General features: G+C 40.0%; 18 protein-coding genes. 14 read left to right on the top strand and 4 right to left on the bottom strand.

The window, feature by feature from the left end; translation table 11 throughout:
* Nucleotides 1-309: 309 nt before the first annotated feature.
* Nucleotides 310-1,218, bottom strand: coding sequence for a bifunctional biotin--[acetyl-CoA-carboxylase] ligase/biotin operon repressor BirA (birA, locus tag KP712_RS07360; protein WP_165818747.1), 909 nt, complete (start codon nucleotides 1,216-1,218; stop codon nucleotides 310-312).
* 129 nt (nucleotides 1,219-1,347) lie between these two features.
* Between birA and guaB the strand changes: the two genes are divergently transcribed.
* From guaB to guaA, 3 genes are all read left to right on the top strand, one after another.
* Complete coding sequence (guaB, locus tag KP712_RS07355) at nucleotides 1,348-2,814, top strand: IMP dehydrogenase (protein WP_111407677.1); 1,467 nt, start codon at nucleotides 1,348-1,350, stop codon at nucleotides 2,812-2,814.
* A gap of 95 nt (nucleotides 2,815-2,909) precedes the next feature.
* On the top strand, nucleotides 2,910-3,227 hold the full coding sequence (locus tag KP712_RS07350; protein WP_111407678.1) for a hypothetical protein: 318 nt from the start codon (nucleotides 2,910-2,912) through the stop codon (nucleotides 3,225-3,227).
* A 23-nt stretch (nucleotides 3,228-3,250) separates the two neighbouring features.
* Nucleotides 3,251-4,810, top strand: coding sequence for a glutamine-hydrolyzing GMP synthase (gene guaA, locus KP712_RS07345; protein ID WP_111407679.1), 1,560 nt, complete (start codon nucleotides 3,251-3,253; stop codon nucleotides 4,808-4,810).
* A gap of 41 nt (nucleotides 4,811-4,851) precedes the next feature.
* Here guaA and udp read toward each other — a convergent pair whose 3' ends face one another.
* A complete protein-coding gene (gene udp / locus KP712_RS07340) occupies nucleotides 4,852-5,610 on the bottom strand; it encodes a uridine phosphorylase (RefSeq protein ID WP_111407680.1) in 759 nt (252 codons plus the stop codon).
* Between the two features lie 48 nt (nucleotides 5,611-5,658).
* Nucleotides 5,659-6,225, bottom strand: coding sequence for a DUF5358 domain-containing protein (locus KP712_RS07335; protein ID WP_046949870.1), 567 nt, complete (start codon nucleotides 6,223-6,225; stop codon nucleotides 5,659-5,661).
* A gap of 145 nt (nucleotides 6,226-6,370) precedes the next feature.
* On the opposite strand from KP712_RS07335, the gene menB reads away from it, so the two are divergent.
* From menB to fis, 11 genes are all read left to right on the top strand, one after another.
* Entirely contained in the window at nucleotides 6,371-7,228 is an 858-nt protein-coding gene (menB, locus tag KP712_RS07330; protein WP_005626704.1) for a 1,4-dihydroxy-2-naphthoyl-CoA synthase, read from the top strand.
* Nucleotides 7,229-7,296: 68 nt separating this feature from the next.
* The gene (gene menC, locus KP712_RS07325) at nucleotides 7,297-8,286 is read left to right on the top strand and encodes an o-succinylbenzoate synthase (protein WP_165818748.1); all 990 of its coding nucleotides are present in this window, start codon (nucleotides 7,297-7,299) and stop codon (nucleotides 8,284-8,286) included.
* A 56-nt stretch (nucleotides 8,287-8,342) separates the two neighbouring features.
* Complete coding sequence (aroQ, locus tag KP712_RS07320) at nucleotides 8,343-8,792, top strand: type II 3-dehydroquinate dehydratase (protein ID WP_215770777.1); 450 nt, start codon at nucleotides 8,343-8,345, stop codon at nucleotides 8,790-8,792.
* 153 nt (nucleotides 8,793-8,945) lie between these two features.
* A complete protein-coding gene (accB, locus tag KP712_RS07315; protein WP_111407682.1) occupies nucleotides 8,946-9,413 on the top strand; it encodes an acetyl-CoA carboxylase biotin carboxyl carrier protein in 468 nt (155 codons plus the stop codon).
* A 176-nt stretch (nucleotides 9,414-9,589) separates the two neighbouring features.
* A complete protein-coding gene (gene accC / locus KP712_RS07310) occupies nucleotides 9,590-10,936 on the top strand; it encodes an acetyl-CoA carboxylase biotin carboxylase subunit (protein ID WP_111407683.1) in 1,347 nt (448 codons plus the stop codon).
* 204 nt (nucleotides 10,937-11,140) lie between these two features.
* Entirely contained in the window at nucleotides 11,141-11,398 is a 258-nt protein-coding gene (locus KP712_RS07305) for a YhdT family protein (RefSeq protein WP_005634512.1), read from the top strand.
* Entirely contained in the window at nucleotides 11,395-12,849 is a 1,455-nt protein-coding gene (panF, locus tag KP712_RS07300) for a sodium/pantothenate symporter (protein WP_111407684.1), read from the top strand. The genes KP712_RS07305 and panF overlap by 4 nt, the downstream gene beginning before the upstream one ends.
* 119 nt (nucleotides 12,850-12,968) lie before the next feature.
* Nucleotides 12,969-13,841, top strand: coding sequence for a DMT family transporter (locus KP712_RS07295; RefSeq protein WP_111407685.1), 873 nt, complete (start codon nucleotides 12,969-12,971; stop codon nucleotides 13,839-13,841).
* A 34-nt stretch (nucleotides 13,842-13,875) separates the two neighbouring features.
* Entirely contained in the window at nucleotides 13,876-14,763 is an 888-nt protein-coding gene (gene prmA, locus KP712_RS07290; RefSeq protein ID WP_111407686.1) for a 50S ribosomal protein L11 methyltransferase, read from the top strand.
* A 146-nt stretch (nucleotides 14,764-14,909) separates the two neighbouring features.
* Complete coding sequence (dusB, locus tag KP712_RS07285) at nucleotides 14,910-15,890, top strand: tRNA dihydrouridine synthase DusB (RefSeq protein ID WP_111407687.1); 981 nt, start codon at nucleotides 14,910-14,912, stop codon at nucleotides 15,888-15,890.
* Complete coding sequence (fis, locus tag KP712_RS07280) at nucleotides 15,884-16,183, top strand: DNA-binding transcriptional regulator Fis (protein ID WP_009500196.1); 300 nt, start codon at nucleotides 15,884-15,886, stop codon at nucleotides 16,181-16,183. The genes dusB and fis overlap by 7 nt, the downstream gene beginning before the upstream one ends.
* Before the next feature lie 118 nt (nucleotides 16,184-16,301).
* On the opposite strand, the gene glmS is transcribed toward fis, so the two are convergent.
* Nucleotides 16,302-18,134, bottom strand: a complete 1,833-nt coding sequence (gene glmS / locus KP712_RS07275; protein ID WP_106013557.1) for a glutamine--fructose-6-phosphate transaminase (isomerizing) — start codon at nucleotides 18,132-18,134, stop codon at nucleotides 16,302-16,304.
* Nucleotides 18,135-18,145: the final 11 nt, after the last annotated feature.

Raw genomic sequence — 18,145 nt, 5'->3', positions numbered from 1 at the left:
CTACTTAAAAAAGTAATTATGAATTTTCAGTTAAGCACCTATTAAGACTTCAAAATTAAAATATTTTAAAACAAGTCAATCAACAAGTGCCCACACAGATTGTCTGATATATTGTTAAAGAGCAAAAAACAACGACGCACTTGGAAACTTAAAGACTTCACAACAGTGCGTCGTTGTGTGCGGTGCATTATAGGGATTTTAAAAACCCTTGCAAGTACTTTTTTGTAAAAATATTTAAAAAAATGATCTTTTGATGGAAATATAAACATTTCATCAAAAAGTGCGGTTAGAATGCTCAAATTTTTATCGCTATAATTTCTTACGCAATGAAACTTCACCACCATTAAACATCTGAATTTTATTGCCACATAATACTTTTAAATAACCGCGTTCATCTATGCCTTGTTCAATACCTGAAATAATACCTTGTTCAGTCAGCACATTTACTCCACTATTTGAAAACGCATTATATGATTGCCATGTTTGTTGGAATTCAGCATTAATACCATTTTTCTCAAAGATATTTAAACGTGCATATAAATTTTGTATGAGTTTTGGTAATAAGGTTTGTCGCTCTACATCAGGATCAATTTCACATAGTTCCGCGTAAGGCTGAGTAATTTCCGTTTGTTTTGGCAACAACACATTAATACCTACGCCAATCACTAAATTGAGCATACCATTTTTATGGCTAGCAATTTCAACTAAAATACCACCTAACTTTCTTCCATCAAACAAAATGTCATTTGGCCATTTCACTTGCACATTTAGCACCTCGACAATCGCCAAACCGATGACTAAACTTAACCCCTCAATTGATCTTTTAGGATCAAATGCCCAATAAAAACTAAACATGATTTGCCCGGCAAAAGGCGATAACCATTGACGACCACGCCGACCGCGTCCTGCAGTTTGATATTCAGCCACACAAAGATCACCTTTTTTTAAGGAAGGAATATTTTGTAGTATCCATTCATTTGTAGAGGAAATAATCGGCTGATAATGGATACTATAAGGAAAAAGTGCGGTTGAAATTTGCTTAGGATTTAATAAAGGAAGGCTAGGCACTAAGCAATAATTTTGGCCATCAACGACAATTTCCAAGCCTAGCTCACGTAATTGTTTAATGTCCTCTTCAATATCTGGAGAAAACTTTTCCAATTCAAACCGCACTTTCGGCTGACAATCAGATAAATATGTCAATAAAGCGAAATTCATCATTTATTCCTTGTAGCAAACGGAGCGAAAATCATAGCACAAATCCAAAAATTTCGTTTTCAAAATCTAGTAAAATCTGTATAATCCCGCCGCAATATTTTTTAACTTCAACTTAGCGAGAATATTGCAATGTCATTACACATTAAACAAGAAGCCCTTACTTTTGACGATGTTCTACTCGTCCCGGCACATTCAACTGTGCTTCCAAATACAGCCAATCTTTCAACCAAACTCACTAAAGAAATTACTTTGAATATTCCTATGCTTTCAGCAGCAATGGATACTGTGACCGAAACCAAACTTGCAATCTCTTTAGCACAAGAAGGTGGCATCGGCTTTATTCATAAAAATATGACCATTGAACGCCAAGCGGACCGTGTTCGTAAAGTAAAAAAATTCGAAAGTGGTATCGTGTCTGAACCTGTCACCGTTTCACCTGATTTATCCCTTGCAGAATTATCAGAACTAGTGAAGAAAAACGGCTTCGCGGGCTACCCTGTTGTAGATAGTGAAAATAACCTAATCGGTATCATTACTGGACGCGACACCCGTTTCGTAAAGGATTTGAGAAAAACTGTTTCACAAGTAATGACGAAAAAAGAAGACTTGGTGACAGTAAAAGAAGGGGCGAGTCGCGAAGAAATTTTGGAATTAATGCATCAACACCGAGTTGAAAAAGTATTAGTGGTTAATGATAGTTTCAAACTTAAAGGCATGATTACCGTTAAAGACTTCCAAAAAGCAGAACAAAAACCAAATGCATGCAAAGATGAATTCGGTCGTTTACGCGTGGGTGCCGCTGTAGGAGCAGGCCCAGGCAACGAAGAACGTATTGATGCTTTAGTGAAAGCTGGCGTAGATGTACTGTTAATCGACTCATCTCACGGTCATTCAGAAGGCGTATTACAACGCGTGCGTGAAACCCGCGCGAAATACCCTAATCTTCCAATCGTGGCAGGTAACGTGGCAACTGCTGAAGGCGCAATCGCATTAGCCGATGCAGGGGCAAGTGCGGTGAAAGTAGGTATCGGCCCTGGTTCAATTTGTACAACTCGTATCGTAACCGGTGTAGGTGTTCCACAAATTACCGCTATCGCAGATGCAGCAGCAGCATTAAAAGATCGTGGTATTCCTGTAATTGCTGACGGTGGTATCCGTTTCTCTGGCGATATTGCAAAAGCCATCGCTGCGGGTGCAAGCTGTGTAATGGTTGGCTCTATGTTTGCGGGTACTGAAGAAGCACCAGGCGAAATCGAACTTTATCAAGGTCGTGCATTTAAATCTTACCGTGGTATGGGTTCATTAGGTGCCATGGCGAAAGGTTCATCAGACCGTTACTTCCAATCAGATAACGCGGCAGATAAACTCGTACCAGAAGGTATCGAAGGTCGTATTCCATACAAAGGTTATTTAAAAGAAATCATCCATCAACAAATGGGTGGCTTACGTTCTTGCATGGGCTTAACTGGCTGCGCAACCATCGAAGAATTACGCACAAAAGCAGAATTCGTTCGCATCAGTGGTGCGGGTATTAAAGAAAGCCACGTTCACGATGTAACGATTACTAAAGAAGCACCAAACTACCGTATGGGCTAATCCGCAAGGTGGGCTTTAGTCCACCTTTTGTTGTTAAAAGTGCGGTTGATTTTTAAGAGATTTTAATCTTTATCTAGTTATAAGGAATATACAATATGAAAAAATTGATCATTCTTTCTGTGAGTTTCTTCTTATCTGCTTGTGCAAATGACTGGTCTTCAAGTGGTGTGCCAGATATGTATGAAGGTCAATCACAAGAAAGTGTTCTTAAAGCCTTACAAAAAAATAATTGGATTATAAAAAAACAACATACTGATGAAAAAGGTAATTTGTATTTACTTGCCCAAGGTAAACCAACAAAACAATTTGCTGGACTTTTCGGTTCTGATTGTCGTCAAAGTTCATTTGCAATTTATAAAAAAGAAGGCTTACAAGCTCTTGAAACAGCACCATGCCAGGAAACTAAAAAATAATTTTTTAATTAATAGAGATTTTTATGACAAATATCCACAATCACAAAATCCTGATCCTCGACTTCGGTTCACAATATACTCAACTGATTGCACGTCGCGTACGTGAAATCGGTGTGTACTGCGAACTTTGGGCGTGGGATGTAACCGAACAACAAATTCGTGAATTTGCCCCAACGGGTATCATTTTGTCAGGTGGTCCAGAAAGTACCACTGAAGAAAACAGCCCGCGTGCACCTGAATATGTATTTAATGCCAGCGTGCCTGTATTGGGTATTTGCTACGGCATGCAAACCATGGCAATGCAACTTGGTGGTTTAACTAAGACCTCTGAGCATCGTGAATTCGGCTATGCTTCTGTTTTAATGGATAATCCGACCGCACTTTTTGCTCATCTAAATGATGGCGATAGCAAATTAGATGTATGGATGAGCCATGGCGATAAAGTCACGCGTTTACCTGAAAACTTCCAAGTTACCGGTACGACTCCAACCTGCCCAATTGCCGCGATGTCTGATGAAAGCCGTCGTTTCTACGGTGTACAATTCCACCCTGAAGTAACCCATACCAAAAAAGGTTTGGAATTATTGATGAATTTCGTGGTGAACATTTGTGGTTGCGAAACCAAATGGACTGCAGAAAACATTATCGAAGATGCCGTTGCTCGCATTAAAGAGCAAGTGGGCGATGATGAAGTGATTTTAGGTTTATCTGGTGGTGTGGACTCTTCTGTGGTTGCATTACTTTTACACCGCGCTATCGGTAAAAAATTACACTGCGTATTCGTGGATAACGGCTTGCTCCGCTTACACGAAGGCGACCAAGTAATGGAAATGTTTGGCGATAAATTCGGCTTAAACATTACCCGTGTTGATGCGGAAAGCCGTTTCTTAGGTGAACTTGCAGGCGTATCGGATCCTGAGGCAAAACGTAAAATTATCGGTAAAGTATTCGTGGATGTATTCGATGATGAATCGAAAAAACTCACCAACGTGAAATGGTTGGCACAAGGTACGATCTACCCTGATGTCATCGAATCTGCAGCAAGCAAAACCGGTAAAGCGCATGTGATTAAATCACACCACAACGTAGGTGGCTTACCGGACTATATGAAACTTGGCTTGGTTGAACCGCTACGTGAATTATTCAAAGACGAAGTGCGTAAAATCGGTTTAGCATTAGGCTTACCTGCGGAAATGATCAACCGCCACCCATTCCCTGGCCCAGGTTTAGGCGTGCGTGTATTAGGCGAGGTGAAAAAAGAATACTGCGATTTATTACGCCGTGCGGATGCAATCTTTATCGAAGAATTACGCAATAGCGGTTGGTATGAAAAAACCAGTCAAGCCTTCAGCGTATTCTTACCTGTGAAATCTGTTGGCGTAATGGGCGATGGCCGTAAATACGACTGGGTTATTTCCCTACGCGCAGTAGAAACAATCGATTTTATGACCGCACATTGGGCTCATTTGCCTTATGATTTATTAGGCAAAGTGTCTAACCGTATCATCAACGAAGTGAACGGCATTTCTCGCGTCGTGTACGACATTAGCGGAAAACCACCCGCAACGATCGAGTGGGAATAGAACCAGAATAAATAACGCCTTGTAAAACAAGGCGTTATTTTTTAATTTAACAATATTTTCGCTGCATCTATTACCACTGAAACGGCTTTCTCTTCAGTCTCTTTCATTGTCGCTTCATTTGGAATTTCTTGTTGAGTGCGGTTTACAATCACGCCTGCAACCATTCCTGCTCGTAACCCCAATGCGCTACACATGGTAAACAATGTTGACGATTCCATTTCATAGTTCATAACATTCAAATCTTGCCACTGTTTAAGTAGTCCTTGGTAATCACGATATACTTTACCACTATAGGTATCATAACGTTCTTGACCTGGATAGAATGTATCGGATGATGCAGTCACACCTACATAAGGTTCAATCCCTTTTGCTTTCGCTGCATTATAAAGTGCAGTTGTACATTCAAAGTTTGACACAGCCGGATATTCTAACGGTGCAAAATGGCGGCTTGCACCATCTAAGCGAACAGAAGCCGTTGTAATAAGAACATCACCCACATTAATATGTGGTTGAATTGCCCCCGTTGTACCAATACGTAAGAAAGTGCGAATGCCAAGTTGAGCCAGTTCTTCCACACAAATTGAGGTTGATGGCCCGCCAATACCGGTAGAGCATACAACAACAGGTTGTCCATTAAGATAACCTAACCATGAAGTAAATTCACGCGTGCTAGCAAGAAACTCTGGATTATCAAGTTGTTTAGCAATACGCTCACTACGCGCAGGATCGCCGGGAACAATAGCGAGTGTTGAGCCTTTAAGTTGAGATTTTGTAAGATTAAGATGGAATACATCTGACATAGTCGCCTCCTTATTATTTTTATATTGTATGTTTACATGCAAAAAAAATTAAAGCAATAGCATTGAACCCCATTTGATAATATCAAAGAAGAATTTATTTTCATTCGTCGCGATACCATCAGGATTTTTCGGTGTGCCATCTTCATTTTTCTGCACTTCCACCATGCCATTTTTATATTGACCTTTCACGACAGCCAAATCATCGCGCGCTTCATTACGTAATTTTAAACACGCCTGTTCAGTTAAAGGTTCAACATTACCCACTTCGGTACGGAATTTTTTAAACTGATAGCTTGCATAATTCATCGACTTTTCATCACCTTGAATAATCTTCACATATTGCTCGCCAATAATTTTTTCCAATGGGTAGAAAAAGACATATTGTGAATGAATATAGCTATCTTCTTTAGAAAAATGCTGTTGCAAAATCCGAGTTAAATTTGGGTAAACGCATTGTTCTGCTTGCTTACTTGCAATCGCCCATTGTTTTGCATCTTGATCGGAAAGTTGGTAATCCGCACCCGCAAATTCACCGGGGATTGCGGATTGTGAGCTACCAAACATTGAGCAGCCAGACAGCAATGCTGCCATACCTAAGGTTGCAATTAATTTCACATTTGATCCTTATAAAAGTGAGAATGCGCAAAATTCTAGCAATATCTTCACAACAGATAAAGCAGCAAATGAATTTAGTTTTCCTGATCCGAAAAACTTCCGCTATAATGACCGCACTTTTTTACGTTAATTAAAAGGAATTCTCATGCAAAATCCAAAAGATGATGTGTTATATGCGCCTGTTGAATGGGTCGATCACAGCGAAGGCTATAACGACATTCGTTATCATAAATCCACTGATGGTATTGCTAAAATCACGATTAACCGCCCAGAGGTTCGCAATGCGTTCCGCCCACAAACAGTGAAAGAAATGATCACTGCATTTTCTGATGCACGTTTTGATGAAAACATTGGTGTCATTGTACTAACCGGTGAAGGCGAAAAAGCATTCTGTTCTGGTGGTGACCAAAAAGTGCGTGGCGATTACGGCGGTTACAAAGATGACAGTGGCGTACATCACTTAAATGTATTAGATTTCCAACGCGATATTCGTTCTTGTCCAAAACCAGTCGTGGCAATGGTGGCAGGTTATGCAATTGGTGGCGGCCATGTATTACATATGCTTTGTGACTTAACGATTGCTGCTGAAAATGCTATTTTCGGGCAAACTGGACCAAAAGTTGGTTCATTCGATGGCGGTTGGGGCGCAAGCTATATGGCTCGTTTAGTGGGTCAAAAAAAAGCGCGTGAAATTTGGTTCTTATGCCGTCAATATAATGCACAAGAAGCATTAGACATGGGCTTAGTCAATACTGTTGTGCCTTATGCTGATCTTGAAAAAGAAACCGTACGTTGGTGTCGTGAAATGTTACGCAATAGCCCGATCGCGATTCGTTGTTTGAAAGCGGCATTAAATGCGGATTGTGACGGCCAAGCTGGTCTTCAAGAATTAGCGGGTAACGCGACAATGTTGTTCTACATGACTGAAGAAGGTCAAGAAGGTCGCAATGCGTTTAACGAAAAACGCGCCCCAGACTTCAGCAAATTCAGACGTAACCCTTAATTTATCGTTCTAAAGTGCGGTTAAAAATCTTCGTGAATTTTGACCGCACTTTTGTATTGGGAGCAAACATGGCTGAAAAATCATTTAATCTTTACCGTTATTCCATCCCCGTTGATAGCCAACTTATCCTGCGTGATCGTTTTTTAAAACGCCGTGAAGGCTTAATCGTAAGAGTGAGTTGCAGCCGAGACGGTTGGGGAGAAATCGCCCCGCTACCTGGTTTTAGCGAAGAAACCTTAGACCAAGCTCAAGAACAAGCAATTGAATGGCTAACGACATGGTGCAATGCAAGCTGTGACGCACCTCGCGTACCATTAGATGGCACCTATCCCTCCGTTGCTTTTGGTATCAGTTGCGCAATGGATGAAATGAAAGGTTATTTACAAGCTGAAGGCAATTATCATACGGCACCACTTTGTTATGGCGATCCAGATGAACTGTACGCTAAACTTGCGAGCATGGAAGGCGAAAAAGTGGCAAAAATGAAAGTGGGCATATACGAAGCCAATCGCGATGGATTAATTGCCGATATGTTTTTAGAGGCCATTCCTGATTTACAATTACGACTAGATGCAAACCGCCATTGGTCGTTAGAAAAAGCGTTACAATTTGCCACTAAAGTCAAACCGCAGCATAGAAAACGTATTCAATTTTTAGAAGAACCTTGTAAAACACAAGCACTCAGTCGTGAATTTGCATCGCAAACCGATATTGCAATTGCATGGGATGAATCCCTGCGAGAGCCTAATTTTTGCCTGGAAAAAGAACCACACTTATCGGCTGTCGTAATCAAACCCACTTTAATTGGTTCAATTCAACGTTGTGCTGAACTCATTAACCAAGCACATTCGCTAGGTCTAAAAGCGGTTATTAGTTCAAGTATCGAAAGTAGTTTAGGGCTCTCTCAGCTCGCGCGAATTGCACAACAATACACCCCGAATGTAACTCCAGGCTTAGACACTTTAGATTTGATGGAATATCAAGTACTACGCGCTTGGCCTGGTTCTGATTTACCTATTGTGGATTTAGAATCTGAATTTATCACTAAAATTATCTGATTCGACCACCAAAAATCGAAAAACCAGTATAATGCGCTACACAAAAAGGATTAAAAATGTCGCAAACACACAGAATTTTGCTGTTAAATGGCCCGAACTTAAATATGTTGGGGGCTCGCGAGCCAAAGCATTATGGCAGTATTTCTCTTGCATCAATTGAAGAGAAAATACAAACATTAGCCACTCAGCACAATGTAAAAGTGGAATGTTTTCAAACCAATAGTGAAGAAAAATTAATTAATAAGATCCACGAAAGTTTTCAACAAGTCGATTTTATTTTAATCAATCCTGCTGCTTACACCCATACCAGTGTGGCATTGCGCGATGCACTTTTAGCTGTTTCAATTCCTTTTGTGGAGATTCATTTATCCAACGTGCATAAACGTGAAGCATTTCGTCATCATTCTTATTTTAGCGATGTGGCTGAAGGCGTTATTTGCGGTTTGGGCGCAAAAGGTTACGAGTTTGCCTTTTTATTTGCTATCGATTACCTTGCTAAAAAATAAGAAAATCGAGCATTTTTGGCGAAATTCACAGAATTTTATCGCAAATTTGCAAAATTTAAGGTAATCTTTACAACATAAAAATAAGTTTATTCATAACCGCAATTTTTCATTTAAAAGTGCGGTTAAAATTTCAATCTTTTTTAGGAAGAACGTATGGACATTCGTAAAATCAAAAAATTAATCGAATTAGTAGAAGAATCTGGCATTACTGAATTAGAAGTGCAAGAAGAAGAAGGTACAGTACGTATTAGCCGTGCAGCGCCAGCAGTTGCTCCAGCAGCAGTTCAATACGCTGCGGCACCAGTAGTAGCACCAACTCCAGCTGCTGCGCCAGCTCAAACGCCCGCAGCTGCGACTCCAGCACCAGCTGCATCTGATGAATTATCAGGCCATCTTGTACGTTCACCAATGGTAGGAACGTTCTATCGCAGTCCAAGCCCAGAAGCAAAAGCATTTGTTGAAGTGGGTCAATCTGTGAAAGTTGGCGACGCGCTTTGTATCGTTGAAGCAATGAAAATGATGAACCGTATTGAGGCGGATAAAGCTGGCGTAGTAAAAGCAATTCTTATCCACGACGGTGACGCTGTTGAATTCGACGAACCATTAATCGTTATTGAATAATTTCCAATATTTTCGTCGGGCGGACTTTAGTCCGCCTATTTCATATACAAACAATTAGAGCGAATTTATCGTAGGCGATATAAATTGAAATCTGTTCACACCTAATTTTATAGGGAGAACAATATGTCAAAAACCTACATAAAAATTCACGTCTATCTGACTAAACGGACTCTTTTATGTTAGAAAAAGTTGTGATTGCTAACCGCGGTGAAATTGCACTACGCATTTTACGTGCTTGTAAAGAATTAGGTATTAAAACTGTGGCGGTTCACTCCACCGCAGATCGTGATTTAAAACACGTTTTACTCGCTGATGAAACCGTTTGTATCGGTCCAGCGCCTTCCGCAAAAAGTTATTTAAATATTCCAGCTATTATTGCTGCCGCCGAAGTAACAGGCGCAGATGCAATTCATCCAGGATACGGTTTCTTATCTGAAAATGCTGATTTTGCTGAACAAGTTGAACGTTCAGGTTTCACTTTCATCGGCCCAACAGCAGATGTCATCCGTTTAATGGGCGATAAAGTTTCAGCTATTAAAGCAATGAAAAAAGCAGGCGTGCCTTGTGTACCGGGTTCGGATGGCCCTGTAGGTAATGATATTGCTAAAAATAAAGAAATCGCCAAACGTATTGGCTATCCAATCATCATCAAAGCATCAGGCGGTGGTGGCGGCCGAGGAATGCGTGTTGTACGTAGCGAAGACACATTAGAAGAATCTATCGCGATGACCAAAGCAGAAGCGAAAGCAGCATTCAATAATGATATGGTCTATATGGAAAAATACTTAGAAAATCCACGTCATGTAGAAATTCAAGTATTAGCAGATACTCATGGTAACGCAGTTTATTTGGCTGAGCGTGACTGCTCAATGCAGCGTCGTCACCAAAAAGTTGTGGAAGAAGCACCAGCTCCTGGTATCACTGAAGAAGTTCGTCGCGATATCGGCTCACGCTGTGCAAAAGCTTGCGTAGAAATCGGCTATCGCGGAGCTGGTACGTTTGAATTCTTATATGAAAATGACGAATTCTATTTCATTGAAATGAATACTCGTATCCAAGTAGAACATCCAGTAACTGAAATGATTACAGGCGTAGATTTAGTGAAAGAGCAATTACGCATCGCAGCTGGCTTGCCGATTTCCTTTAAACAAGAAGACATCAAAGTTAAAGGCCATGCAATGGAATGCCGCATTAATGCAGAAGATCCAAAAACATTCTTACCGTCTCCGGGCAAAGTAAATCACTTACATTCACCTGGCGGGTTGGGCGTTCGTTGGGATTCTCATGTTTATGGCGGCTATACGGTGCCTCCACATTACGACTCTATGATCGCAAAACTTATCACTTATGGTGATACACGAGAAGTTGCAATCCGTCGTATGCAAAATGCATTATCTGAAACGATTATTGATGGTATCAAAACCAACATCCCACTTCATGAATTAATTCTTGAAGATGAAAATTTCCAAAAAGGTGGAACAAACATCCACTATTTGGAGAAAAAATTAGGTATGCATGAATAATTAAAATTTAAATGGCTAACAGGCGTTAGCCATTTTCGCATATCCCTAAAACTTATTTAATGATAATAAATACTAGAATCAGCAAAACATTTTGAATTATTCAAAAAAGTTGTAAGATTAGCAAACATAAGGGGCGTATAAAATATATGCCCCTTATACCATTCAAAAATATACTTTCACTTATAAAAATTTTAAGGAAGAAACATGACATTAAAACAACGTTACCAACAAGCGGCCAAGGAAGCTAGTTGGGCATTAGGTCTATCTATTTTATATGTGATAGGTTGGTGCTTATGTGCTTATTTGCCTAAAGAAACTCAAGGGCCGATTGGTTTCCCCCTCTGGTTCGAACTCTCTTGTATTTATTTGCCTATTCTGTTTATTGTAATTGGCCATTGGATTATCAAAATTATTTATCAAGATATCTCTCTTGAAATCAAGGATGAGGAGAATCAAAAATGAATTTAGGTATTATTCTCCCTTTAATTATTTATCTTGCATTTATATTTGGTGCTGCGATTTTCGCTTATGTAAAACGTACAAAAGGCGATTTTCTAACGGAATATTATGTAGGTAACCGCTCGATGACGGGTTTTGTGCTCGCCATGACAACCGCGTCAACTTATGCCAGTGCAAGTTCTTTTGTCGGAGGGCCTGGTGCAGCTTATAAATACGGATTAGGCTGGGTATTACTTGCGATGATTCAAGTCCCTGCAGTGTGGCTTGCATTAGGCGCATTAGGTAAAAAATTCGCACTATTATCAAGAGAAACCAATGCGTTAACGATTAACGATCTTTTCCTTTATCGTTATAAAAACAAATATTTAGTCTGGCTATCAAGCCTTGCCCTTCTTCTCGCATTTTTTGCGGCCATGACCGTGCAATTTATTGGCGGTGCGCGTTTATTAGAAACTACTATCGGTATTTCTTATACTCAAGCATTGCTCTTATTTGCTTTAACGGTAGGTATCTATACATTTATCGGGGGATTCCGTGCTGTCGTACTCACGGACACCATTCAAGGTACTGTCATGATTTTAGGTACTATTATTCTCCTTGTAGGAACCATTTATGCGCTCGGAGGGGTAGAAAGTGCGGTTAATAAATTAACAGAAATCGATCCTGCGTTAGTCACGCCTTACGGGCCAAATGGAATGTTAGATTTTCAATTTATGGCTTCCTTCTGGGTGCTCGTCTGTTTCGGGGTCGTCGGTCTTCCACATACTGCTGTTCGATGCATGGCATTTAAAGATAGCAAAGCCTTACATAGAGGGATGCTGATAGGAACAATTGTTCTTTCCATCATTATGTTCGGTATGCACTTAGCCGGTGCACTTGGTCGTGCAGTTATTCCAAATTTAACGGTATCGGATCAAGTGATTCCAACTTTAATGCTCAAAGTATTACCGCCTATTATTGCCGGTATTTTCTTAGCCGCACCGATGTCAGCAATTATGTCCACAATTGATGCGCAACTTATTCAATCTTCTTCTATTTTTGTAAAAGATTTATACCTTTCTACGAAACCTGAAGCGGCAAAAAATGAGAAAAAAGTGAGTTATTTTTCATCTATTATCACGCTGATTTTGACCGCACTTTTAATCTTTGCCGCCCTCAATCCACCAGATATGATTATTTGGTTAAATCTATTTGCTTTTGGCGGACTGGAAGCCGCATTTTTATGGGTGATTGTGCTGGGTATTTACTGGGATAAAGCAAATGCTTATGGTGCGTTAAGTTCAATGATTATCGGCTTGGGAAGTTATATCTTGCTCACTCAACTTGGCATAAAATTATTTAACTTCCATCAAATCGTACCGTCATTAGTATTTGGATTGATTGCCTTTTTAGTGGGTAATAAATTGGGCGAACGCCGTATTGAAAAAACTCAATTAAAAGTTACCGTACTTTAAGCGTCAATCAATATGCTGTCACCTTCTTCTAAATGAGAGGAAGGTGATATTTAATTTTCTCACTTTCAGAAAGTTCTACGCTAAAACACAGAATTGGAACAATTCACAAGGATACATCAATGCTCTATCAAATTCTTGCGCTACTTATTTGGAGCAGTTCATTAATCGTCGGTAAACTCACTTATTCGATGATGGATCCTGTGCTTGTTGTGCAAGTGCGGTTAATTATTGCAATGATTATTGTCATGCCACTCTTTTTACGTCGTTGGAAAAAAATTGATAAACCAATGCGTAAACAGCTTTGGTGGTTGGCATTCTTTAACTATACCGCCGTATTTTTATTGCAATTCATCGGACTAAAATATACATCCGCATCCAGTGCAGTCACCATGATTGGGTTAGAACCGCTGCTCGTTGTATTTGTTGGACATTTCTTCTTTAAAGACAAAGCAAAATGGTTTCACTGGCTATTCGGCGCAATGGCATTTATTGGCGTGGCAATTTTAATCAATGGTGGAAAAAATAATGAAGGCATTGATAACATCAGTTTATTTGGCTGTTTATTAGTGCTAAGTGCTGGGATCATTTTCGCAGCCGTGTTACGTTGGACACAGCGAGTTGTGGCCAAAGTCTCAACGCAAGCTTATACCTCCGTCAGCATTGTACTTGGGACCATCACAACGTTGCCATTTACGCTATTACTCACAGAAAACTGGCAAATATCATTAAATTCCACAGGTATTGCAGGTTTATTATATCTTGCCATTGGCTGTAGTTGGCTTGCCTATTGGTTATGGAATAAAGGCCTTAATAGTGTGGATGCCAATATCTCCGGTATTTTAGTCGCACTTGAGCCGTTATTCGGCATCTTATTTGCCGTATCATTACTTGGCGAAACGCTGTCATTTTCAGCCGCACTTGGTATAACAATCATCATGCTTGCCACACTTGGCTCGACTTTACTGCCGAAACTTTTGAAAAAATCAGTATAATACGCCCCATTTTATGAAATAAAGGAAAAAACAAATGGCTTGGATTCAAATTCGCCTAAATAGCACCAATGAAAAAGCAGAACAAATAAGTGATTTTTTAGAAGAAATCGGCTCTGTTTCTGTGACTTTTATGGATAGTCAAGATACACCGATTTTTGAGCCTTTGCCTGGTGAAACTCGTTTATGGGGCAACACCGATGTTATTGCGTTATTTGATGCAGAAACAGATATGGCAGAAATCGTCCGCTTATTAAAAGAAGCGAAACACTTAGATAGCAATACGGTATACAAAATTGAACAAATAGAAGATAAAGACTGGGAGCGCGAGTGGATGGATAACTTCCACCCAATGCAATTTGGTAAGCGTTTATGGATTTGTCCAAGTTGGCGTGATGTGCCTGATGAAAATGCCGTCAATGTGATGCTTGACCCAGGCTTAGCGTTTGGTACAGGTACTCATCCTACAACTGCGCTATGTTTAGAATGGCTAGATGGCCTAGATTTAAAAGATAAAACCGTCATTGATTTTGGTTGTGGTTCAGGTATTTTAGCCATTGCTGCATTAAAACTTGGTGCGAAAAGTGCAGTGGGAATTGATATCGATCCACAAGCGATTCTAGCTAGTCGTAATAATGCCGAGCAGAATGGCGTAGCTGATCGCCTACAACTGTTCTTATCTGATGAAAAACCCGCTGATTTAAAAGCAGATGTCGTGGTGGCAAATATTCTTGCTGGCCCGCTCAAAGAACTTTACCCAATCATTAGTCAACTTGTTAAACCTAATGGCGATCTTGGTTTATCGGGCATTTTAGAAACTCAAGCTCAATCCGTATGCGACGCCTATACGCAAACATTTGCGTTAGAGCCAGTCGCAGTGAGAGAAGAATGGTGCCGAATTACGGGTAAGCTAAAAACGCTTTAATTTCTTTTTGTCAATCAAAAAAAGTGTATTTTTTAAACAAATTTCACTTTGCAAAGTAAGGCAAAATGCGTATTATAGCCAGCCTTGTCGGTCGTCGACCAGTTCGACACTAATTAGATTTAGGCTTGCTAGGAAGGTAACGTAAAATGCGAATCGGTTCATACCAATTAAAAAATCGTGTTTTACTTGCACCAATGGCAGGTATTACCGACCAGCCTTTCCGTCGTCTTTGTACATATTATGGTGCTGGACTCACATTTTCAGAAATGATGTCCACAAATCCGCAAGTTTGGCATACCGAAAAATCCAAATTGCGTTTGGCACATAGTGAAGATTTAGGTCTCAATGCCGTGCAAATTGCAGGTAGTGATCCACTCGAGATGGCGCAAGCCGCTGCTATCAATGTGGAATATGGCGCTCAAATCATTGACATTAATATGGGGTGTCCTGCCAAAAAAGTAAATCGCAAACTCGCAGGCTCTGCGTTGTTGCAATTTCCTGATCTCGTAGAAAAAATTCTGCGTGAAGTGGTGGCTGCCGTGAATGTGCCGGTGACCTTAAAAATTCGTACAGGCTGGGATAAATCTAATCGAAACTGCGTTCAAATCGGCAAAATTGCAGAACAATGTGGCATACAAGCATTAACGGTGCATGGTCGTACACGCGCTTGTCTTTTTGAAGGCGAAGCGGAATATGACAACATCAAAGCCGTTAAACAAGCGATTGCCATACCAGTTATAGCCAATGGTGATATTGATTCTGCTCGGAAAGCAAAATTCGTTCTCGATTATACCGGAGCGGATGCCATTATGATCGGTCGTGCTGCGCTAGGTAACCCTTGGCTATTTCAAGCCGTGGAAAACCTAATTGAGCATGACTCGATAAGCCAAATGCCAAGTTTAAACGAAAAGTGCGGTCAAATTTTGCGTCATATTCAAGAATTACATCAATTCTATGGAGAACAAAAAGGCTATCGCATTGCGCGTAAACACGTGGCTTGGTATTTACAGGGAATTCAACCTGATTCCGTTTTTAAACAGACTTTTAATGCAATTAGTAATCCAAAAGAGCAACTTATTGTATTGGAAGATTTTTTCAATTTAATTTTGGATAAAGAAAAATGTTAGAACAACAACGTAATCCTGCTGAAGCCTTAACGGTATCAGTATTAAATGCGCAATCACAAGTGACCAACAAACCATTACGCGATTCAGTAAAACAAGCATTGCGTAATTATTTAGCGCAATTAGATGGTCAAGATGTGAATGATCTTTATGAATTAGTATTAGCGGAAGTTGAACACCCGATGTTAGATATGATTATGCAATATACTCGTGGTAATCAAACCCGTGCAGCAAATATGCTTGGTATCAACCGTGGTACATTACGTAAAAAACTAAAAAAATACGGTATGGGCTAAGTTATACGTTTTTTTAGATAGAAAAGGGCGAACATTTTTATGTTCGCCCTTTTCATTCAATCAGATAAAGCACAAGCTATAACCTGTGCTTTAAATTTATCTTAAAATCAACCGCACTTTATTCTACGGTGACGGATTTCGCTAAGTTACGAGGTTGATCTACGTCAGTACCTTTAATTAAAGCCACATGATAAGAAAGCAACTGCATTGGGATGGTGTAAAAAATCGGTGCAACGATATCATTGACTTTTGGCATCGTGATGATTTTCATTCCTTCACTTGGTGTAAAGCCCGCTTCTTTATCAGCAAATACGTATAATTGGCCACCACGAGCACGAACCTCTTCAATGTTCGATTTTACTTTCTCTAATAATTCATTATTTGGTGCCACAACAATTACTGGCATATCAGCATCGATCAACGCTAATGGACCATGTTTTAATTCTCCAGCCGCATACGCTTCAGCGTGAATATAAGAAATCTCTTTCAATTTCAAAGAGGCCTCTACGGCAATTGGATAAAATGCACCACGACCTAAGAAAAGCGCATGATGTTTTTCAGCAAAATCCTCAGCTAATGCTTCAATTTCTGTATCAAAAGCCAACGCTTTTTCAATTTCAGCAGGTAAAGATTGCATTGCTTTAATAATCTCATGCTCTTTTTCTGCAGAAATATGACCTTTAACTTTACCAAGTGCCGTCACCAACATTAATAACGCAGCAAGCTGTGTCGTAAATGCTTTTGTTGATGCCACTCCAACCTCAACACCGGCACGCGTCATAAATGCAAGATCTGATTCGCGTACTAACGAAGAGCCTGCCACATTACAAATTGTTAATGCCGCCATATAGCCCTTTTCTTTCGCTAAACGAAGTGCAGCTAAAGTATCTGCTGTTTCGCCAGATTGAGAAAGTGTAATCAATAAGCTATTTGGACGTGTAACAAATTTGCGATAACGAAACTCTGATGCAATTTCAACATCACAGCTCACGCCAGCCAAAGATTCAAACCAATAACGTGCCACCATACCTGCATTATAAGATGTACCACAAGCAACAATTTGAATATGCTCAACTTTTTCTAAAATGTCTTTTGCACCATTACCGATTGAATCGACAATCACATTTTCATGATTGAGACGCCCTTCCATTGTATTGATAAGTGCGGTTGGCTGTTCGTAAATTTCTTTCTGCATAAAATGACGGAATTTACCTTTCTCTGCCGCATCATTTTCAAGATTAGATTCGTGAATTTCACGCTCAACTTTATTGCCGTAAGTATCATAAATATCAACTGTACGACGTGTAATTTCTGCAATATCCCCTTCTTCTAAAAAGATAAAACGGCGGGTAACACTTAAAAGTGCAAGTTGATCTGAAGCTAAGAAATTTTCACCAAGGCCTAAACCAATCACTAGCGGACTACCAGAACGGGCCGCAACTAAATGTTCAGGATGGCGACTATCCATTACTACCATACCATATGCGCCCGTGAGTTGTTTTACTGCTTTTTTCACAGCTTCTAAAAGTGAATCCGTGCTACGCATTTCCCATTCGACGAGATGAGCAATCACTTCAGTATCTGTTTGTGATAAAAATATATAACCACGAGATTTTAGTAACTCTCGAAGTTCTTCATGATTTTCAATAATACCATTATGTACTACGGCGAAGGTACCTGACACATGTGGATGAGCATTGGTTTCCGATGGCTCACCATGCGTTGCCCAACGAGTATGCGCAATCCCTGTACCACCAATCAATGGTTTCTCCGATACAGTATCGTCTAAGGCTTTAACTTTACCTAAGCAGCGCACGCGTTGTAATTCATGATTTTCATTTACCACTGCTACGCCTGCAGAATCATAACCACGATATTCTAAACGATGTAAACCATTAATTAAGATTTCCGCTACATCTCGTTGCGCTACCGCGCCGACAATACCACACATAAGCTTTCCTT

The organism is Haemophilus sp. SZY H68 (assembly GCF_018829685.1).
GTDB classification, from domain to species: Bacteria; Pseudomonadota; Gammaproteobacteria; order Enterobacterales; family Pasteurellaceae; genus Haemophilus; species Haemophilus haemolyticus_K.
The sequence above is the reverse complement of the archived record's forward strand: the minus strand, read 5'-3'. Positions and strand labels throughout refer to the sequence as shown.